The organism is Adhaeribacter aquaticus DSM 16391 (assembly GCF_000473365.1).
Lineage (GTDB): Bacteria > Bacteroidota > Bacteroidia > Cytophagales > Hymenobacteraceae > Adhaeribacter > Adhaeribacter aquaticus.
Genome location: NZ_KI421517.1, coordinates 3,464,872 through 3,485,173, shown reverse-complemented (window position 1 = coordinate 3,485,173; position 20,302 = coordinate 3,464,872). Strand labels below are relative to the sequence as shown.

Sequence of the window (20,302 nt, the reverse complement as noted above, 5' to 3'; positions counted from 1 at the left end):
CGGGTATTTCCTTCAATGAATATCAAATTAGTTTTCATCCTCGTGATTAATCTGGTCCAGATTAACCGTCTGAAAATATTGGTAAACCTTTAATACAATGGCTAAAGCAATAGCTGCTTCGGCGGCGGCAATAACCATCACAAACAGGGAAAATATTTGTCCTTCCAGGAGGTGGGGCTGTTGCCGGTTAAAAGCTACTAAATTTAAGTTAGCAGCATTAAAAATCAATTCCACTCCCATTAAAACTACAATAGCATGGCGTTTGGTAATAACCGCTAAAATGCCCAGGCAAAACAAAACTGCGCCCAGCAATAAAACCAATGTTAGCGGTATAGTATTAGTCATTTTTATCTTCGGTACTAATGTAAGAAGCACCCATTAACGCAATAAGTAAAACCAGTGATACTACCTCAAATGGGAGCGCAAAATTAGTGATTAATTGAATACCAATTGCAGTAATACTACTTTTCGTGGAAACTGCACCTTCCACAGGATTTGCAGGAGCTTTGGGAAGTAAATAATCAGCTGATAAAATTAAATAAGTTAACCCGGCAAATAAGGCACTGGCCACTAACCCACCGCTTATCCGATTCACGGATTGCGATTGTACGGCCTGCCCATTTACCCGATTACTCAGCATGACGCCAAATAAAATTAACACCAACACCCCACCTACATATACCATAATTTGGGTAACAGCAACAAAATCGGCTAATAGCAATATAAAAATAGCGGCCAGAGAAAGTAAAGTTATAAGTAAAGAAAAGGCTGCGTGCAATACATTTCTGGTGTACAGCATAAAGCTGGCACCCAAAATGGCTAAGAATCCGAATAGGTAGAAAAATATGGTTACTAAATTCAATCTTCTATATTTTGATTATTTGAGTAGGTAACACTATTAAAATACAACCCGAAACTTACCACTATTTACTTCCTTGTTGTTTTGCAGCTAAAGCAGCAGCTTTGGCTGCCGCATTCTCAGCTTGTTGTTTATCGTAAAGGGCCTGCTTTTCCTTTGCCTGCTCAGGCGTTAGATCTGAGAAGTGATAAATAATATTTTTTACATCTTCCTCCGGAAAATCATACACTTTGGTCATGGTTAAGCAATCTGTAGGGCAAACTGCGGTACACAATCCACAAAAGCAGCATTTTGCCATATCAATATTAAACACACCAGCATACAAACGTTTTTTGGTACCATCTGAGGTTATACCAATATCTTCTGTAGCTTTTATGGCTTCTATCTCAATGCAATTTACCGGGCATATTTTAGCACAAAGGTCACAAACTATGCAATCATCTATTTCATTGTGCAAGCGGTAACGCCCTACATCCGGCACCGGAATAGATTCGTAAGGGTATGTTAACGTAACCAAGCCATCGGTTTGGTTAAAATAATTCTTATCATCCACATAAGTTGGTTCACGCCGTTTCGTGGCTCCCAAGAAATGCTTAAAGGTTAACTTCAGGCCACTTAGCAAGGCCGAAACAACCGAAAAAAATGAATTATTATATTTATTTGCTGTAATCTCTTTCATGTTTTAAATCATCCATAAACGCCACAAGCCAGCCAATAGAACTAACCCTAAGGTGATTGGAATAAAAATTTTCCAGCACAAGTGCATCAGTTGGTCTACCCGTAACCGGGGATAAGTCCAGCGAATCCAGATTTGGGTATACAACAACACCGAAGCTTTAGATAATAACCAAAAAGCCCCCCATAGGTTTCCGGACCAGGCCCCCAGTGTACCGGTTGTCCAGTCGGCTAGTCTTACGGATCCGATATTGGGTAAAGGGGTGTTCCAGCTACCTAAAAAAAGGACAACAGATACCAGGCACACCAACACCATCATGGAATACTCGGCCAGGAAAAGCGCTGCAAAGCGAAATCCTGAATATTCGACGTGAAAACCGGCTACCAACTCCGATTCTGCTTCCGGAATATCGAAAGGTGCCCGGTTACATTCGGCCAGGGAAGAAATAAAATAAATAATAAAAGCGATGGTTAAAAAAGGCATTCGAACAATATTCCAGGTGGTAAATCCTCCCACATTAGTTACATTGATTCCTAAAGCCTTTAACCCGAATAAATAATTTACTTCTTTCTCTAAACCTGCAAACTGAGGCATTAAAATTCCTTGCTGAAAACTAATTTCCTGCAAATCCAGGGTCTGGCAAATCATGACCACACTTAAAACTGCTAAACCAGCCGGAATTTCATACGAAACAATCTGGCCTACTGAACGCATAGCGCCTAAAACGGCATATTTATTATTGGAGCCCCAGCCAGCCATAATTAGCCCGATAACATCCAGGGAAACAATAGCAAGCAGGTAAAAAATACCAATGTAGGCACCGGATGGAATAACGGAGGGGGTGACCGGAATAACGGCAAACCCGGCTAATACTGCGGCAAAAATTAAAATAGGCGCATATGCAAAAAGCTTTTTATCGGCAGCGGCTGGTATAATATCTTCTTTTTGCAGCAGCTTAGCTACGTCCATCAAGGATTGTAAAATACCATGTGGTCCTGCTTCGGTAGGTCCTAACCGATCCTGAATAAAAGCAGCAACTTTGCGTTCGGCATAGGTTACCACAATTACTATTAGTAATAAAAAGGCAATGCACAATGTTAAGGCAATCATGGCCGTCATAAACTCCTGGTACATTTGCGCGCAAAGTTACCTAATCTATTTTAGAAAACAGCTATTACGGAATAATTGTCTTTCTAAATATAGAATATCCTTTTTGCAACCTTCTTTTTACTTTTGAATTAAGGCTTGATACAAAATTTCGGCTGGATGCAAGGAAAGGCGGCCAGTACCGTCTTTGATCTGGTGCCGGCAACTGGTGCCGGCTGCCGCAATTATGGTTGTTTGTGGTTGTTGCTGCACAGCCGGGAACAATACTAACTCCCCTATTTGCATCGAAACCTCGTAATGCTCTTTCTCATAGCCAAAAGACCCAGCCATGCCACAGCAACCAGACGGAATCAATTCTACCTCATAATTTTTGGGTAACGCTAAAACCTTTTGGGTAGGGGTTACGGCATGAAAAGCTTTTTGGTAACAATGTCCGTGAACTTTTATCTGCCGTTTCTCTTGCGTAAACTGCTCTGGCGTTACAATTCCTTTTTGGGCTTCCTGCCACAAGAACTCTTCTAATAAATAAGTATTCCGGGCAATTTGCTGGGCCGCCAGTTTTAAATCAACCGAAACTAAATCCAGGTATTCATCCCGCAGGGTTAAAATAGCGGATGGTTCAATCCCTATAATTGGCGTATTATTCGGAATTGCCTCCCGGAGCAGCTGCACATTCTGGTTCGCTAACTTCTGCGCTTGCCTTACCAACCCTTTTGACAAATAGGTGCGGCCGCTTTCCATATGTTCCGGAATCTCCACTTCGTAGCCTAAAGCGGTTAATAATTTAATGGTAATTTTACCAATCTCGACATCGTTGTAATTGGTAAATTCGTCGCAGAACAAGTAAACCTTTTTACCGGGAGCAAAGGCCTGAAAATCCTTTGATCGTTGCTTGGTGAATTGCTTAAACCAGCTTCTTAAAGTAGTATTACCCACTTTAGGCAAATCTCTTTCCTGAGCAAAACCTATTATTTTTTTAGTCAGGTTACCCGTAACTCTGTTGCTGATAATAAAGTTATAAAGTTTAGGTGCAAAAGAGGCCAGTTGTTGCGATTTAGTAAAATTACCTACCATGCGTGTACGAAAAGGCACACCGTTGGCATCGTAGTAATGCTGCAGAAACTCAGCTTTCATTTTAGCAATATCCACGCTCGACGGGCATTCCGATTTGCACCCCTTGCAGCTTAAGCACAAATCCATCACATCCTTAATTTCTTCGTGGTTAAACTTATTTGGCTTATCAGAATCAGTTAAAAATTGCCGAAGAATATTAGCCCGGGCCCGGGTAGTGTCTTTTTCCTGCCGGGTTGCCATGTAACTCGGGCACATGGTACCACCCGTTACATGCGTTTTTCGGCAATCGCCGGAACCGGAACATTTCTCCGACAGCCGTAATATTCCTTCCTGTTTCGTGAAATCAAAAATGGTTTCAATTGGAATTACCTGCTGATCGGGCTGGTACCGCAACGCCTCGTTCATAGGCGGGGTATCTACAATTTTCCCCTGGTTAAAAATTCCGTTAGGATCAAAGATTTGTTTTACTTGTTTTAACAACCGATATACCTCTTCTCCCAGAACAAAACCTATGAATTCTCCGCGTAAGCGGCCATCGCCGTGCTCACCGCTTAGCGAACCGTTGTATTTTTTTACCAATACCGCTGTTTCCTTCAGAACCGTCCGAAAGAGTTCTTTTCCTGCTGAAGTCTTCAGGTTAATCATGGGTTCTATATGTAATTCGCCGGCACCAGCATGAGCATAATAAGAAGCCTGTAAATTATATTTAACCATTAATGCCTGCACATCGGCTACATAGGCGGGTAAATCTTCCGGCGAAACGGCGCAATCTTCAATTAAATTTACCGGCTGTGTATCGCCGGGCTGGTTGCGGATTAAACCCAGGCCGGCTTTCCGGACATCCCAGGCCAATTTAGCTTCTGCGCCCCGCATTACCGGGAAAGCATAACCTAGCCCTGCCGCTTTTAAATCAGAAATCAAATCTTCAGCCAGGGCCGTAACCTGTTCCTGCGAATCGGCCATAAACTCTACCATTAGTAACGCCTCCGGATCGCCCTGAATAAAAAATCGGTTGTGCTGATAAGTTGCGTGCCCTTTGGTAAAATCCATGATGAATTTATCGACTAATTCCGAAGCCATGGGTTTATGCTTTAGAATAATCAGGTTAGCCAGCAACGCATCGGTTAAGGTGTTAAAATGCGCACACACCAAGGCATCTATTTTAGGCGGCAGCGGCATAATATTTAATATAGCTTCTGTTACAAAACCTAATGTACCTTCGGAGCCGGCTAACAAATGGCACAAATTAAATTCCTGATTACCCTGCTTTACCAGCAAATCGAGGGCGTAACCTGTATTGCGGCGGGTAATATCTTCTTTAGGATAGTTTTTCTTAATAACCTCCCGGTTTTCCGGGTTTTGCAGTAATTCTTGTAGCCGCCGATAAATTTCCCCTTCCAGGTTATCCTGCTCCAGTTTCTGGATAAGTTCCGCGTATGGTAAAGCTTTAAATTCTGCCTGAGACCCATCACTTAATAAAACTTTAGCTGCAAGTAAATGCGTTCGTGTATCGCCCCACACAATGGAATGCAAACCTGAGGAATTATTGCCAATCATCCCCCCAATCATAGCCCGGCTGGCCGTAGAAGTTTCGGGACCAAACATATAACCGTAAGGTCGCAGGTAAGCATTTAAATCGTCGCGGATAACTCCTGGTTGTACCCGCACCCATCCTTCCGCCACATTAACTTCCAGTACCTGGGTAAAGTATTTAGAAATATCTACCACTACTCCCTTTCCCACCACCTGGCCAGCCAGCGAAGTACCACCTGCCCGCGGAATTAAAGTTACTTTTTGCGTTTGAGCAAATTGAATAAGTACCTTTAAATCGTCAACAATCTTAGGAATAGCAACTGCTAAGGGTTCTTCCTGATATACCGAGGCATCGGTAGCATATACCCTTTTCTGGGCCTGGTGCAGCGAAGAATGATCAAAATATAATTCCCCCTTAAATTTGTCTTGCAACCGAGATAGGGCTTGCTGAAAAGAAGCTTCTGAACTAAACAAAATAGATAGGTTTTAGTGGTTCGGATTCTACAAAGTTAATTATAAAACCTTTTCCTCTTAACTAAAAACCTTATTGGGAAATTGTGGAATTTAAATTCAAACCACCCTAATTATCTTTTTTTTTTAGAGGAGGAATGGGTTTAATTTGTAGTTAGGTTTAACTTAATAAATGCGCTAGAAATTGCGAGGTATTGGTTATAATGCCGGTTGCCCGACGATAACCTATTGCACAGCCTTCGCCGGCCCAAAAAACCCCGGTTTGGTATAAATTACCTGCACCATCTTGTGGAAATTCGCACCATTGCTGGTAAACAACAGGTTGGTTATCAAATTCACCCGGGGTCGATGTTACTGATTCGCCATTAGCCACTACCGTTACATTTTGGCCTTCCCGCCCATAAAAAGGTTTACTAATATACTTTCCTTTTAAGGGCGCAAAAGAGGTTTCTAATAACAAAGGGTTATGGGGGTAATTTTGCCAGAGCCAGGCCAGCATGCCTTTGCTTTGAAGAAGTAAGCTATAAGCAGGATTGGCTATTACCACGGTTCGGGTACGAAGCAAGTTTTCTACATCCTGAATAAATTCCGGTTCTTCCCAGGCTAATTGTTCCCAGGGTATGAGTTTATAAACAAAAGAAAACTTTTGCCATTGCTCCTCCCCTACAGGAGCCCATACTCCTCTATCTTCTCCAACCACTGTTATGGTAATCTGATCTATGGGGCAAAGGTGCACCTGGAAACCTGCTTCCTCGGCAGCCTGGGCCAGCACGGCACAATTGGTTGCATCTTCGGCACTGGCTCCAATATACGTTAATAATAAAGAAGGCTCCAGTTCCTGGTTTACATCCAGCCATTTTTCAAATTGAGTGACCAGCGCTTCGTATAAACCCGAAGCTTGCTCGGCCTCATGTTTGCCAGCGGCGGCTAAGCTAGCCCATTGCACCACGGCAGTTTCCGGAATACTGGTTGCGGTATCAGCATTGAACTCTATAAGTTTAGGTCCTTCCGGTGTCTGAGCCATATCAAAACGGCCGTATAAATGCCAATGTCGTTCATCGTTCCAGGAATGCCGGACGAGGCTCCAAAGATTTGCCGGAATGGCTAATTGCTGTAAAAAGCTATCTGGTAAATCATCCGGCACCGACGCCACCATCATTTCATATAATTCATCGGCAGCCTGTAATAAATCATCGGCCTGAGATTGCGGCAATACAACTGCTTCACCGGGTAAATAATTAGCACACTCATCTTCCAGCACCCAGTCCCAACCTAAGTTTTGCAAAGCTGAGCTAATATTACCTGCATGCGGAATAACCTTTATGTTGTTCCCGGAATTATTTTTTGCCCGAATAAGATCACTGGAGAATACTGCCATACCAATAAGAAACTGGGTTAAGAATAAAATCCGCCACTGCGTCCGGAAAACACCCCGGAGCGGCCACTAGGTGCGGTACGACGATAAGTTCCGCCATTGCCACCCGCTCCCCGGTTCATACGTTGCTGGGAAATATTGTTACGCAGCGTACTGGACCGCTGCATTACATTTGGGTTTGTGTAATACCGCGGGTTAGGCGACATCATCCGGCCGGCCATATAACCCAGGCTACTCCACATTAAAACATTCATCATGCTAAACCCATTATTATGACCGCCCTCGTTAACAGAAGCGTGTTGCTGCATCTGGCGTTGTAAAGCCTCTCCTTTTAAGGTATCAATCTTGCCATCGTAATGTCGCATTATGGCTGCCACCTCACCCGGTCCTGCTGGGCGCTCATCAGAAATGCGCCAATTATCAGGACTAATTTCCGTTAATTCGGTTATTACACCCTGGGAGTTATTTCCGCTAGACCAGTCACTGGTACTACCTTGTTCGGCCTGGTTGCCATTGTTACAAGCCGTTAAACCTAAACAAGAAGCAGTAGCCATAATCAGTACATTCCGCTTCCAGTCGCCTATTCGTAAATATTTCTTTTCCATAGCTTTGATAGTCTACAAACTCTAAATAAGGGTCTACAGCTTCAAATGAGCTTAATAATTTCTTAGAAGTTTCTACCCTTCCATTTAAACGTAATTATTAAACCCTTCATCTAAAATTGTTTTAAATATATTTTACCCTGAACTGCCAATTGTTGCCAGCAACCGCATGTTACTCCCAAAGTGGATATTGTTCCAGACTTACTTCCCGCTCAAAGAAAATTTTAGTAGAAGCTTCAAAAGACAGGGTAAAATCTGAAACGTAAAATTTATGGTCTTTAGTTAAGGCCCCAGAAGCTAAATCTTCCTTTTCCAAAAAGGCTTTTACATCTTCGGCTACAATTTGAGAAGCATCTACTATATCAACTTTCCCTTTATAATACTCTTTAATCTGGTTTTTAATAAGGGGGTAATGCGTACAAGCCAAAATTAAAGCTTCTATGTTCTGCAAATCCGGATGCGACAAATAAGCTTCAATTATACTTTCACTTATATTATTATTAAAGAACCCTTCTTCAATAATATCGGCCAGAAGCGGGGTAGCTACCGAATGCAAAGATATATTTTGGTCAAGGTCTTCTATCTTTCTTTTATATACCCCTGAGTTTACGGTTTGCCGGGTGCCTATTAAACCAATGGTTTTATTGGCATAGTGTTTTCCAATATAGTTTACGGCCGGATCAATAACATTTAAAGCCTTAGCTTTACTTCCCACATATTCTTTTACCAGATCATAAGCGGCGGCCGATGCCGAATTACAAGCTATCAAGATTACTTTACATTCTTGCTTTACCAATAAATCGCAAATTTTTATGGCATAGGCCTGAATGGCAGCCGTTGATTTATCGCCATAGGGCAAATGGGCGGTATCGCCAAAGTAAATTATCTGTTCCTGGGGTAATAGTTTGGTTATAGCCTGGGCCACCGTAAGCCCCCCTATACCGCTATCAAAAATACCAATAGGTTTATTTTGCAGATTCTTTTCTGACATCTTCTAATTCTAAAGCACAAATGTAAACGATTAAATAGCTTTGTCAGATAATTTAAAAAGTTAAAATTCTACCCTCCCAAAGCGTTTATCTAAACTTAAAATATAATTATTTTTATGCAAGCATTGTATTATGATAAATTTTAGGCCATTAACCTATAATTTTATTAATACCACCTAAAACCTTATTTTTTTTCTGGGCGTATAAACCACCAAATACAAAATATTTTTCGATCAAAATTTAAATATAGGAGATCAATAAAAATGAGATTTATATCAACCCGAGTTCATGGGGTATTAGACTACCTAATGGGCGCTTTATTAATAGCTTCACCTTGGTTATTAAACTTCGATAATGGTGGTGCAGAAACTTGGGTACCAGTTATTTTAGGTATTACCATGATTTTACAAGCCTTGATGACTAACTATGAGTTAGGAGCATTTAAGTCTATGTCTATGGCTACCCACTTACGTTTAGACTTCTTTGCTGGTTTATTCTTAGCTGCGTCACCATGGATTTTTGGTTTTAGCGATTATGTTTGGCAACCACACTTAATTTTAGGTTTAATGGAGGTTGCTGCGTCTTTAACTACTAGAAGAGTTCCAGATTTCGTACATTCTCGTAATGTTGTAAATAACCCATTGAACAACACTAGCGACAGATTTTAATTAGCAATTTTTGTTAAATAAAAAAGGCCGGATAAACCGGCCTTTTTTATTTTCAAGTTTTTTATTTAACATAACATATGCACTTGTAACCTATTTTAGTTTTTTTTGTAATGGCGCATTCAGGCTTTTTAATATATTTGTGCAATTCCATTATTCAACATTCTTTTATGTCGCCAGCCTTTATTATAAGCCTAGTAGTCGGCTATTTTTTTGTATTAATAACCATTGCTTTTATTACCAGCCGCAAAAACGACAGTACAGAGAGCTTTTTCCTGGCTAATAGAAAATCGCCTTGGTTTGTAGTGGCATTTGGCATGATTGGAACAACTCTTTCGGGAGTTACTTTTATCTCTATTCCGGGCATGGTAGCCAAAGCCCAATTTTCTTACCTCCAGTTGATTTTAGGGAACCTAGTCGGTTACCTGGTGATTGCTACCATTTTAATGCCTTTGTATTATCGCCTGAATCTGATTTCTATTTATACTTATTTAGAAGAACGATTTGGTTTCTGGTCGTACAAAACCGGAGCTGCCTTTTTTTTACTAGCCCGTACCATTGGCGCAGCTCTCCGGCTTTACTTAGTTGCTGGGGTTTTACAATTAGCCGTTTTTGATGCACTGGGTATTCCTTTTTCAGTTTCAGTACTTATAACCATTGTACTAATTTGGGTATATACTTTCCGGGGAGGGATGAAAACCATTATCTGGACTGATACTTTTCAAACGCTTGCTATGCTAGTTTGTGTTGGCGTTAGTATTGTTCTTATTTCAAAAGACCTTAATTTATCTTTTCAGGAATTGGTAAATACCATTGATACCAGTTCTTACTCTCAGGTTTTCTTTTGGGACGTTAAAGATAGCCGGTATTTTTTAAAGCAATTTTTAGCTGGTGTTTTTATTGCCATTGTAATGATGGGACTGGACCAGGATATGATGCAAAAAAACCTCAGCTGTAAAAATATAGGTGATGCGCAGAAAAATATGTTCTGGTTTAGCATTATTTTATTTATTGTTAATATCTTATTCCTCTCCCTGGGTGCGCTGTTGTATATTTTTGCCAGTACCAAAGGCATTACGTTACCAGCTAAAGGCGATGATGTTTTTCCGTTTCTGGCACTAAACCACTTTAATTCAGTAGCCGGCATTGCTTTTATTCTGGGTATTGTGGCCATTACGTATGCCAGCGCCGACTCTGCTTTAACGGCCTTAACCACTTCTTTTTGTATTGATTTTCTTAATTTCAGACAAAGGCCGGAAGAAGAACGGAAACGTTATAAGTTTTTTGTTCACATCAGCTTTTCGCTGTTGCTCATGTTGGTGATTATTGTTTTCCGAATTATTAATGATGAGAACGTGGTTACCGCCGTTTTTAAAATTGCCGGCTACACCTACGGTCCGTTGCTGGGTCTTTACTTTTTTGGTTTGTTTATTCCCCGGAATGTACGCGACAATTTGGTTCCGGTTATTGGTGTTATATCTCCTATCCTTACCTATATTATTAATATTAATTCAAAAGAATGGTTCTGGGGTTATGAATTTGGCTTTGAAGTACTGCTTCTAAATGGTTTAATAACTATCCTGGGTTTATTATTTATATCAACCAACCGGCCTAAAAAGCTGGTCGCGGTAATTTAAGCTTTTAACGAACGGAGTTAAAATTATTTATCCTTTGCCGATAGCTTAACAAACTAATCAGGATTTACTTATGTTATGAAAACAAGTAAAAGCAATCTAATAATAAAAGGATTGTGTACATTTGCATAAGTAAAGCTGCTATTGGGCAGTAATTATTAGTATTTAAGAACAGATATTCTTCCATGGCAAGACGCGGATTAGGAAGTAACCCCGAAACTGACTCAACTCAGAAAAAACCTATCAATAAAGAAAACCTACAAAAAGGACGACGCATTTTCAGCTACGTTTTTCCGTATAAATTTAAATTTATTGTTGGTTTGGTATTCCTGGCTTTATCCAGCAGTACCTTTATGGTATTCCCGGCTTTAACTGGCAAATTGGTAGATAGTGCAACCGGACAGGCTACCCAACTTATACAAGATATCAACCTGATTGCGCTTGGATTATTTGGTGTGATATTATTACAAGGTATATTCTCCTTTTTCCGGATCTACTTCTTTGCGCAGGTAAGTGAAAATGCCATTGCCGATATCCGGAGGGCCTTATATGCGAAATTTGTAGTGCTGCCCATTCCTTTTTTTGAACAGAAACGGGTGGGCGAAATTACCAGTCGGATCACTTCTGATGTTTCTCAGTTACAGGATTCTTTCTCCATAACTTTAGCGGAGCTTTTCCGGCAGGTAATTACGTTGATTGTAGGTGTTATCATTATTATGGTAACCTCTGTTAAGTTGTCCTTGTTTATGCTGGGCACTTTTCCCTTCTTGGTTTTACTGGCCTTTATCTTTGGGAAAAAAATAAAAAAATTATCTAAAGCAACCCAGGAAGAAATTGCTAAGACTAATGTAATTGTAGAGGAAACGCTGCAGGCCATAAACGTAGTAAAAACGTTTACGAACGAATTATTTGAAATAGGACGCTATAACCGTTCTTTATCAAAAGCTGTGAGTAATTCTTTACGGGCTTCTTATTTCCGGGGCGCTTTTGTTTCTTTTATTATTATTGGCTTGTTTGGTGGCATTGTTCTGGTACTATGGTATGGTGCCTCTTTGGTAGAAAGTGGCGAGTTAACCATTGGCGAACTGGTTCAATTTATAATCTATACCACGTTTATTGGTGCTTCTGTAGGAGGCCTTGGTGATATGTACGGGAAGGTACAAGCCTCTTTAGGTGCTGCTGACCGGATTCTGGAAATTCTGGATGAACCTGTTGAACCTTCTCATATGGCTTTGACTCCAGCCGATGAGAACCTGAAAATAGCTGGTAATATTCAATACCAGCATGTGGCCTTCTCCTACCCTACCCGTCAGGATATTGCTGTTTTAAAAGATATCTCCTTTCAGATAAAAGCCGGAGAAAAAGTTGCGCTGGTGGGTCCTAGCGGCGCTGGTAAATCTACAATTGTGCAACTGCTTATGAAGTTTTACGAATTAAGCGCTGGCAATATTTTAGTAGATGGCCGGAACATTAAAGACATAAACTTAACTCAATTGCGTCAGAATATTGGTATTGTGCCACAGGAAGTATTATTATTTGGCGGTACCATTCGGGAGAACATTGCTTACGGACGTCCGGAGGCTACAGAAGAACAAATTATACAAGCAGCTAAGAAAGCAAATGCCTATAATTTTATTCAAACTTTCCCAGAAGGTTTAGATACTTTGGTGGGCGAGCGAGGTATTAAACTTTCGGGTGGACAGCGGCAGCGGGTTGCCATTGCCCGGGCAATATTAAAAAACCCAGCTATCCTGATTCTGGATGAAGCTACTAGTTCCCTTGATTCTGAATCAGAAAAGCTGGTACAGTCTGCTATGGATGAATTAATGAAAGGCCGGACCAGCATTATAATTGCGCACCGGTTATCTACTATCCGGAAAGCTGATAAGATTTTTGTAATTGAAAACGGACGAATTGTTGAGGAAGGTAACCACGAGGACTTATCGCTTAATGAAAATGGTTTGTATGCCAATTTACTTAGACTTCAGTTTGAATTAAGTTAATAAAGTTAGATTTCATTGGCGGGCCTGTAACTTAATTGTTACAGGCCTTTTTTGTGTTCCTTTAATAAATTATTAGCTTTGGGCACTTTCTAATAACTAAACAATACATGTTTAACCGCCTCTGTCTTTCTCTTTTATTTATACTTTTCTCATCTCCTGTTATTATGGCCCAACAAGGTGGAAATACGCCGGCACCATCGGCCCTTTATGCCGAATTAGGAGCAAACGCTGGCCTATCTCTAAATCTGGATCAAATCTTTTACACCAATGATGGAGGCTTTAAAAGTAGTTTCAGGCTTGGGGCTGGGGTTATCCCAATTAAACTAAATGGCGTAACTTCTGTTATTCCTACAGTACCACTGGAACTTCTGGGGTTTTACGGCAAAGCCAACAAGCACTTTGAATTTGGTGGTGGCTATACCCATCATTTTTCTGGTAATCCTTCTGTTACTAATTCTTACTTAACTGGTCGTTTAGGATTTCGGTATCAAAACTTAAAGGGTGGTAATTTATTCAGGTTCAGTATTATTCCGTTGCTTTATAAAGACCACGATTCAATTGCGCCCGGGCTTACCCTATCACCTGGATTTGGCGTAAGTTATGGTAGAAGCTTTTAACCAATTTGCCGAAGTTAAAATATAAACCCTGATTTTAAATTGGTTTTTAGTAATATTGCAGAGTATAAAACAATGTTCAGTAATAATTACAGCTTTATGAAGAAAATCAGCATTAGTCTAATTCTTTCTTTGATGTTTTTGCTTTTAATGGGCAAATCAGCAATAGCTCAAATAGAAACACCAGCACCAAGTCCACAAGGAACAGTAACGCAACGAGTAGGTTTAACTGATTTTACCGTTAGATATTCCCGCCCAAGTTTAAAAGGACGTACCATGTTCGGCGAAACGTTGCCTTATGGTCAGCCTTGGAGAACTGGTGCCAACGGATCTACCGTATTATCATTTAAAGATGCCGTAACCATTGAAGGTGTTAAAGTACCTGCCGGGGAATATGCACTTTATAGCATTCCTACTGCTAATGAATGGACCATCATCCTAAATAAAAACACCAGTTTTGGAGGAAATACACACCAATATAAAGCAGAAGAAGATGTAGCTCGCTTTACTGTTAAACCAACCAAAACAGCCGTTAAAACCGAGACGCTTACCATTAATTTCACGGATGTAACTCCGGCTACGGCTAACCTGGAAATACTTTGGGAAAATACTTCAGTAAAATTTAAAATTGTTACCGAAGTAGAAAGTAAAGTAATGGCGCAAATTCAGGAGAAAGTAATAAATGGAAAAAATGTAACGCCAGATTTATATGCGGCGGCAGCTGTTTATTATTTTGATAATAATAAAGACAATAAACTGGCTTTAGATTGGATAAAAAAAGCTAATGAGAAGGACCCTAAATTCTGGAACCTGCACTCACAAGCTAAAATACAGGCCAAAAACAAAGACTACAAAGGTGCCATTGCTTCCGCTGAAAAATCAATAGCTCTAGCCAAAGAAGCTAAAAACAACGACTATGTGCGGATGAATGAAAAGCTGATAGCGGACTGGAAAAAAATGAAATAAAAAAGAAACTGGTTAAAATAAATCTATGAAAGAAAAGCCTCCTGTAAAAGGGAGGCTTTTTTATTTACCTGCTTCTCGGAGCATGTTTTAGTCGATAAATAAACATCATTACTATTAATAATACTGTTCCAAACGTGTAAACTGAATTAGCTTCAAGCATTTTAAATAAACCAGATCCGGTTAAGTCCCGGATATTACCACCAATTAGGACACAACCAACTATAATAAGCACCCGCTCCCCGACTGAAAATGTAGCGAAGTAATAAAGTAAAAAAATAACACAGGGCATCGCAAAAAGAAAGGCATTGTAACTGGTAAAAGCAAACAAGGGAATCAGGCTTATTAAAATTGCTAGCTCTGGAAAAATATTATTAGCTAATTGTTTGCCCTTTAACAAGAACCACAACATACTTAACCCAATTAAGGCAACTACTACTAACTGGTACACCCTGATAGTAGTTGGGGAAGTTAAAAGATAATGAATTGGGGTAAAACGGGCAAGAACCGAAAATATAGTATGGTTACCAGAAGCCAGTAAATCTTGTTTAGCACCTAATTCAATGGCTAATTCTTCAATCCAACTACCATACAGGTGCTCAAAACTTTTAACAGAAGGATAAAAAACAAATGGTAAAAGCCCTAGCAGCAAAAGAAATAACAAGGTCCAAATAACAGCTTTAAATTGTTTTTTAAAAATTAAGTAAGGGAAGAAAATCAGACCAAATGGTTTTAGGAATAAGCTAAAACCCAGCAAAAGACCGGTTAATCTAGATTTTCTGGCAATTATACTTTTTATAAGTAGAATATAAATTAGGAGTAAAACCAGGTTAACCTGGCCTAAATGCCATTCCCGGTGTAAATGCGCCCCAACCACTAAAAAGCTTAATAGAATTATGGCATTCGCGCCAGCGGCCTGTAGTTCTAGGGATTTTTCATTCAGGAAACAATAAAGCTGCCGAAGTCCGAGTATGGTAAATAAGGTCAGTAAGACCCAGTAAATAATTTTGGCAATGGAAAATGGGACTACTAAAAACGGAATAAAATATATACCAGCAGTAGGTGAATATTTAAATACATAATGGCCATCTTCCGCAATCCTGTAAAGGGCTTGTCCTTTTACTATTCTACTGGCGGTTTTATAATAAACTTCCAGATCATGCATCCATAACCGGCCATTAATCAGTTCTCCTACTAAAAGCACTAGACTGATAGCACAAATAAAATAAATCCAGGTATTTCGGTTTTGGAAAATGGTAAGCATGCCAAGGCGGCTTTTGGTTTAAAATAAAAATTACTGTTTAGCAGACCGGAGGAATTGGAAGAGGTATCCAAAGAAGATAACCAATAAACAGCCAATAGGATTTAACCAAAGAAAACCAATCTCTGTCCGGATATAAATGAATATTACTAAGGTTTCAGCCACTACCGCGGCCCAAAATACGGCATTGGCTTTTATGTATTTAAAATAAAAAGCCACTACAAAAATGCCTAAAATGGTACCATAAAAAATAGAACCCAGAATATTTACGGCCTGTATTAAATTATCTAATTGCGAAGCCAGGGTAGCAAATAAAATAGCTAAACAGCCCCAAACTACTGTAAAAAATTTTGACATATTGAGGTAGTGCTTATCTGAGCCGCCCTCTTTTACAGATCTTTTATACAAATCTATTAAGCTGGTAGAGGCAAGGGCATTCAATTCGGAAGCGGTGGAAGACATGGAGGCACAAAAAATAACTGCCAACAATAAGCCTATCATGCCTACCGGCATATGCTGCATCACAAAAGTTATGAAAACATAATCTGTATCCCGTGTTTCTGCTTTGGGGTTCACCTCCTTTATCAGGTCTTTTACCTGATTCCGAACTTCCTTTTCTTGCTTATTGAATCCATTTAAATTTGTCTTGGCATTAACAATGGCACCGGCATCCTCAGATTGAATACCCTTTACCAAGGCTTTTATGTGTTTTGTTTTTTGTTTGTAAATGGCATGATGCGTCTGCTCCAGCTTAACCATACGCTCTGCATAGGCCGTTTCGTATACCTTTTCTTTTTCTAGTTTATTAAAATATACCGGAGGCTGTACAAACTGGTAAAAAACAAATACCATAACTCCTATAAACAGAATAATGAATTGCATGGGTATTTTAAGCAGGCCGTTAAACAATAAACCTAACCGAATTTCGCCCATTGATTTACCAGACAAATACCGTGCAACCTGGGATTGATCGGTACCAAAATAAGACATGAATAAAAATAAACCGCCTGTTATACCTGACCAAACATTATAGCGGTCGTTCCAATCAAAAGAGAAGTTTATGAGGTTAAGTTTACCCATTTCCCCCGCCACCTGAATAGCGTCCGGAAAAGAAACATAAGGGGGTAGCAGGTTTACAACAATTATTCCTGCCATTATCATTCCACCCATCATAACGGCCATTTGCTGCTTCTGCGTAATACTTACCGCCCGGGTACCTCCTGAAACCGTGTATAAAATAACTAAAACCCCTAAAACAACATTCGTTAAGTTGATGTTCCAGCCAAGAATGGTGGACAGAATAATAGAAGGAGCATAAATGGTAATACCGGCAGCCAGCCCTCGCTGTATTAAAAATAGTAAAGCTGCTAAAATTCGGGTTTTTAAATCAAACCTACTTTCCAGAAATTCATAGGCGGTGTATACTTTTAGGCGGTAAAAAATAGGAACAAAGGAAATACAGATAATTACCATGGCAATGGGTAAGCCAAAGTAAAACTGCAAAAACCGCATACCGTCTTCGTAAGCCTGGCCCGGAGTAGATAGGAAAGTAATGGCACTGGCTTGGGTAGCCATAACCGATAAACCAATGGTCCACCACTTTTCCCTGTTATTCCCTTTTAAGAAGCCTTCTATATTCTGGGCTCCCCGGGTCCTCCAGATACCATAAACGGTAATAAAAAGAATGGTTCCTAACAGGACCGACCAATCTAATATACTCATGCAAAGTACCGGGTTATGGCGTAAAACAGGATAATCTGAAAAAGTAGCGCACCTATTACAAGCCAGTACATTCCTTTCCAGGATTTAAAAAAAAGAGGTTTATCTATATCTTCCTGTTCGTTTTCCTGCATTCAATTATTTTTTACCTAACGAAATAAAGTTGGTGAAAAGCCGGTAAGCCCCCGGTACTCCTGCCGGCAATTGCCGGAAGAAAGCATAACCGGTATACACAAAATACCCCTTTCCGTACTTAGTAACGAGCAAACCCCCATCCAAAGGTGGGCTACCCGGATCATTCGATGATATTATTGTTTCATACTGGGGATCCCACTGATTGGTAAAATATAAGCCTCTTTCCTGCACCCATCCTTTAAAATCAGCTTCGGTAATTTTATTAGGGAAATTAAGCACCGGATGCTCTGGTTTCAGGAACCGGATAGGAGCTTCTTCTACCGTAACCCGATCTGCGGTAACTTTAAAAGGATAGGGACCTAATTGATCCGTAACCAGCCGGGTATTTACATTATACTGCACGATAAGGGTTCCCCCATCTTTCACATAATCCAGCAAAGTGGTTTGAGCAAACCGTAACCGATCGTTGGTATTATAAGCCCTTACGCCCACTACTACGGCATCAAATTTCTTTAGGCTATTGGCATTTAAATCAGCATCTTTCAGCAAGGTAATGTTATAACCTACCTGGCTTAAGGTAGCTGGTACTTCGTCGCCGGCTCCCATCAGATACCCAATGTCATTTCCTTTAATTTTCAGATCCAGACGGGTTACTTTAGCGGTTGCTTCCGGGAATAATAATTGGGAAGGAATATGGTTATAATTAATTGGTACCAAGCTATTATCAAACGTCTTGCCATTTAAAGTAGCTACTGCTTTAAGGGTGCCTTCACTTTGATTTTTACTCGGGAATACTTTAAAAACTAAGGTTTGCTCCTGATCTTTTTGTTTTAAAGTTACCGGCAGCGACGCTGGTTCGGCGCGCCAGCCGGCAGGCACCTGTAATGCCACTGTTCCGGCTATATTCTCACTTCCCGCTCTTATGGTTAAGGCCACCGGTTTAGGCTGATCATCGGCAAAAACAAATACTTTATCTACAATATTTAAATAAACGGGTGGCGTAACTGCAAAAGGTTTATAAATTTCACCTTCTACCGGATCTACCCGCTTGTACATAACCGGCACAGTATAGGAGAAGGGAATATTATTAATTAATAATGTATAAGTAGCTGTTAAAGCGGGTGGATTTTCTGGTAAACCTATCAGGTATTGGTCAGGTACTGCAAACATACCTAATGTACCTGGCTCCCGTAACCAATAAGGCTGTGAATAAGGCATGGTGGCGGGCAAGGTAATGGTAGCTTTTGCCGTGGCCAATTCTTTTTCTAGTTTCTGATTTACGGAAACTGCCTGGCCATTAGGTTCGAAAACAACTTGCTGCAAAGTAACCGGTACAGTTGAACGATTAACGGCAATGGCATTTAAATTAACTGTTTCGCCAGGGCTGGCCGTTGGCTGTACCACGGTAGCTTCTATAAATAAACCAGCACTTGCTTTTATTACTTCACTTAGCTCCGCTAATTTTAACGTTTTGAAAGGATCATCAGGCAATTTGTCCAATGCTGCTTTTATTTGTAATAAAGCAGGCACACTGGCAGATGGATTGGCTGGGTTAAAATCCTGAATGGCCTTCTGCACTAACTTACCTACAGCCTCGCCTCCTTTTATACGGGTCCAAGACAGATTTACACCTTCAAATAAATCTTTCTCTGCTCTTGCACCTTTTGTATGCTCTAAATAGTCAATAACTTGGTTATAGTTAGCACCGCTACCAAAGCCCTGGCTCTTGTGCATGCTCCGGCTAGTGGCCGCAATTTCTGTATAAGATCTGCCCAATAAAGGATTAAAAGTGCTGACGTCAACTGCTATTTTTCCGGTAGGATCAAACTGGCGGCCTGAACCGTAAAAAAAAGAAGAAGTATTCCACAGTAAACGTTTTGGTTGCCAAACCTGCACGTATTTTAGTTGTTCCGGAAACTTTTTTGGATCGCCGGCAGCCTCAAAAGCTTCCGATGCTAGAATAGCCGAGGTAGTATGGTGGCCATGGGTGCCACCGGGCACCGGCGAGAAACGGGTAATCATAACGTCTGGTCTGAATTTCCGAATGGTCCAGACCATATCGGCCAGCACCTGCTCTTTGTTCCAGATATTAAGTGTTTCCTGGTAATCTTTTGAAAACCCAAAATCATTGGCCCGGGAAAAGAATTGCTTTCCTCCGTCTAAACGGCGAGCCTGGAGCAACTCATGGGTTCTGATAAGTCCAAGCCTTTCTCTTATTTCCGGACCAATCAGGTTTTGGCCTCCGTCTCCCCGGGTTAAAGATAAATAGCCAGTGTTCACTAATTTTTCATTAGCGAGCCAGGCAATCATAGCCGTATTTTCATCATCGGGGTGAGCCGCAACATATAAGGCCGAGCCTAATACATTTAACTTTTTTAAATTCAGTAATATTTCAGCTGAATCCGGTTTTTTAGGAGCTTGGGCATTGGTATTAAAAACTGCCATAAATGCCCATAAGAAAAGAACCCGCTTTCTTACCAAGTTTACTAGATATTGCATAAAAATGCTAAAGGCTATAATGAATTGAAATTAAGGAGCTATGTATTCTCCTTAGAGAGCTTTTGTAGGAGCTAAATTAGACAATAATTTTAGTTTTCTTCCAACTATATAGTCAAACTTTTT

The 20,302-nt window shown here is 40.3% G+C and carries 16 protein-coding genes; 5 read left to right on the top strand and 11 right to left on the bottom strand.

Annotated elements, in window-relative coordinates; all coding sequences use genetic code 11:
* Window positions 1–27: 27 nt before the first annotated feature.
* The 8 genes from nuoK to murI form a co-directional block, all read right to left on the bottom strand.
* The gene (gene nuoK, locus ADHAQ_RS0117680) at window positions 28–345 is read right to left on the bottom strand and encodes an NADH-quinone oxidoreductase subunit NuoK (RefSeq protein ID WP_026464073.1); all 318 of its coding nucleotides are present in this window, start codon (window positions 343–345) and stop codon (window positions 28–30) included.
* The gene (locus ADHAQ_RS0117675; RefSeq protein WP_026464072.1) at window positions 338–862 is read right to left on the bottom strand and encodes an NADH-quinone oxidoreductase subunit J family protein; all 525 of its coding nucleotides are present in this window, start codon (window positions 860–862) and stop codon (window positions 338–340) included. The genes nuoK and ADHAQ_RS0117675 overlap by 8 nt, the downstream gene beginning before the upstream one ends.
* Window positions 863–923: 61 nt before the next feature.
* A complete protein-coding gene (locus ADHAQ_RS0117670) occupies window positions 924–1,538 on the bottom strand; it encodes a 4Fe-4S binding protein (protein WP_026464071.1) in 615 nt (204 codons plus the stop codon).
* A 3-nt stretch (window positions 1,539–1,541) separates the two neighbouring features.
* Complete coding sequence (locus ADHAQ_RS0117665) at window positions 1,542–2,645, bottom strand: complex I subunit 1/NuoH family protein (protein ID WP_026464070.1); 1,104 nt, start codon at window positions 2,643–2,645, stop codon at window positions 1,542–1,544.
* 117 nt (window positions 2,646–2,762) lie between these two features.
* Window positions 2,763–5,723, bottom strand: a complete 2,961-nt coding sequence (locus ADHAQ_RS0117660) for an FAD-binding and (Fe-S)-binding domain-containing protein (RefSeq protein WP_051360006.1) — start codon at window positions 5,721–5,723, stop codon at window positions 2,763–2,765.
* Between the two features lie 157 nt (window positions 5,724–5,880).
* A complete protein-coding gene (locus ADHAQ_RS0117655) occupies window positions 5,881–7,098 on the bottom strand; it encodes a glutathionylspermidine synthase family protein (protein ID WP_051360005.1) in 1,218 nt (405 codons plus the stop codon).
* 17 nt (window positions 7,099–7,115) lie between these two features.
* Window positions 7,116–7,700 (bottom strand): Cj0371 family chemotaxis-regulating polar lipoprotein, encoded by a 585-nt coding sequence (locus ADHAQ_RS0117650; RefSeq protein ID WP_026464067.1) that lies wholly within the window; start codon window positions 7,698–7,700, stop codon window positions 7,116–7,118.
* 169 nt (window positions 7,701–7,869) lie between these two features.
* On the bottom strand, window positions 7,870–8,688 hold the full coding sequence (gene murI, locus ADHAQ_RS0117645) for a glutamate racemase (RefSeq protein WP_026464066.1): 819 nt from the start codon (window positions 8,686–8,688) through the stop codon (window positions 7,870–7,872).
* Between the two features lie 261 nt (window positions 8,689–8,949).
* Between murI and ADHAQ_RS0117640 the strand changes: the two genes are divergently transcribed.
* The 5 genes from ADHAQ_RS0117640 (at window position 8,950) to ADHAQ_RS0117620 (ending at window position 14,568) form a co-directional block, all read left to right on the top strand.
* Window positions 8,950–9,354 (top strand): SPW repeat protein, encoded by a 405-nt coding sequence (locus ADHAQ_RS0117640; RefSeq protein WP_026464065.1) that lies wholly within the window; start codon window positions 8,950–8,952, stop codon window positions 9,352–9,354.
* 167 nt (window positions 9,355–9,521) lie between these two features.
* Window positions 9,522–10,988, top strand: coding sequence for a sodium:solute symporter (locus ADHAQ_RS0117635; RefSeq protein WP_026464064.1), 1,467 nt, complete (start codon window positions 9,522–9,524; stop codon window positions 10,986–10,988).
* Between the two features lie 182 nt (window positions 10,989–11,170).
* Window positions 11,171–12,988, top strand: a complete 1,818-nt coding sequence (locus ADHAQ_RS0117630) for an ABC transporter ATP-binding protein (protein ID WP_026464063.1) — start codon at window positions 11,171–11,173, stop codon at window positions 12,986–12,988.
* 107 nt (window positions 12,989–13,095) lie between these two features.
* Complete coding sequence (locus tag ADHAQ_RS0117625; RefSeq protein ID WP_071781131.1) at window positions 13,096–13,605, top strand: hypothetical protein; 510 nt, start codon at window positions 13,096–13,098, stop codon at window positions 13,603–13,605.
* Window positions 13,606–13,701: 96 nt separating this feature from the next.
* Window positions 13,702–14,568, top strand: a complete 867-nt coding sequence (locus ADHAQ_RS0117620; RefSeq protein ID WP_026464061.1) for a DUF2911 domain-containing protein — start codon at window positions 13,702–13,704, stop codon at window positions 14,566–14,568.
* Window positions 14,569–14,632: 64 nt separating this feature from the next.
* On the opposite strand, the gene ADHAQ_RS0117615 is transcribed toward ADHAQ_RS0117620, so the two are convergent.
* The 3 genes from ADHAQ_RS0117615 to ADHAQ_RS0117600 form a co-directional block, all read right to left on the bottom strand.
* The gene (locus ADHAQ_RS0117615) at window positions 14,633–15,829 is read right to left on the bottom strand and encodes a glycosyltransferase 87 family protein (protein ID WP_026464060.1); all 1,197 of its coding nucleotides are present in this window, start codon (window positions 15,827–15,829) and stop codon (window positions 14,633–14,635) included.
* A 30-nt stretch (window positions 15,830–15,859) separates the two neighbouring features.
* Complete coding sequence (locus ADHAQ_RS0117610) at window positions 15,860–17,548, bottom strand: sodium:solute symporter family protein (protein ID WP_026464059.1); 1,689 nt, start codon at window positions 17,546–17,548, stop codon at window positions 15,860–15,862.
* A gap of 135 nt (window positions 17,549–17,683) precedes the next feature.
* Complete coding sequence (locus ADHAQ_RS0117600; RefSeq protein ID WP_051360210.1) at window positions 17,684–20,125, bottom strand: PIG-L family deacetylase; 2,442 nt, start codon at window positions 20,123–20,125, stop codon at window positions 17,684–17,686.
* Window positions 20,126–20,302 lie beyond the last annotated feature (177 nt).

Excerpts from the sequence above, each read along its gene's own strand:
- ADHAQ_RS0117630 (WP_026464063.1), top strand. The coding sequence starts at position 11,171 with ATGGCAAGACGCGGATTAGGAAGTAACCCCGAAACTGACTCAACTCAG.
- ADHAQ_RS0117620 (WP_026464061.1), top strand. The coding sequence starts at position 13,702 with ATGAAGAAAATCAGCATTAGTCTAATTCTTTCTTTGATGTTTTTGCTT.
- ADHAQ_RS0117650 (WP_026464067.1), bottom strand. The coding sequence starts at position 7,700 with ATGGAAAAGAAATATTTACGAATAGGCGACTGGAAGCGGAATGTACTG.
- ADHAQ_RS0117600 (WP_051360210.1), bottom strand. The coding sequence starts at position 20,125 with ATGGCAGTTTTTAATACCAATGCCCAAGCTCCTAAAAAACCGGATTCA.
- ADHAQ_RS0117635 (WP_026464064.1), top strand. The coding sequence starts at position 9,522 with ATGTCGCCAGCCTTTATTATAAGCCTAGTAGTCGGCTATTTTTTTGTA.
- ADHAQ_RS0117670 (WP_026464071.1), bottom strand. The coding sequence starts at position 1,538 with ATGAAAGAGATTACAGCAAATAAATATAATAATTCATTTTTTTCGGTT.
- ADHAQ_RS0117625 (WP_071781131.1), top strand. The coding sequence starts at position 13,096 with ATGTTTAACCGCCTCTGTCTTTCTCTTTTATTTATACTTTTCTCATCT.
- murI (WP_026464066.1), bottom strand. The coding sequence starts at position 8,688 with ATGTCAGAAAAGAATCTGCAAAATAAACCTATTGGTATTTTTGATAGC.
- ADHAQ_RS0117640 (WP_026464065.1), top strand. The coding sequence starts at position 8,950 with ATGAGATTTATATCAACCCGAGTTCATGGGGTATTAGACTACCTAATG.
- nuoK (WP_026464073.1), bottom strand. The coding sequence starts at position 345 with ATGACTAATACTATACCGCTAACATTGGTTTTATTGCTGGGCGCAGTT.
- ADHAQ_RS0117655 (WP_051360005.1), bottom strand. The coding sequence starts at position 7,098 with ATGGCAGTATTCTCCAGTGATCTTATTCGGGCAAAAAATAATTCCGGG.
- ADHAQ_RS0117610 (WP_026464059.1), bottom strand. The coding sequence starts at position 17,548 with ATGAGTATATTAGATTGGTCGGTCCTGTTAGGAACCATTCTTTTTATT.
- ADHAQ_RS0117665 (WP_026464070.1), bottom strand. The coding sequence starts at position 2,645 with ATGATTGCCTTAACATTGTGCATTGCCTTTTTATTACTAATAGTAATT.
- ADHAQ_RS0117615 (WP_026464060.1), bottom strand. The coding sequence starts at position 15,829 with ATGCTTACCATTTTCCAAAACCGAAATACCTGGATTTATTTTATTTGT.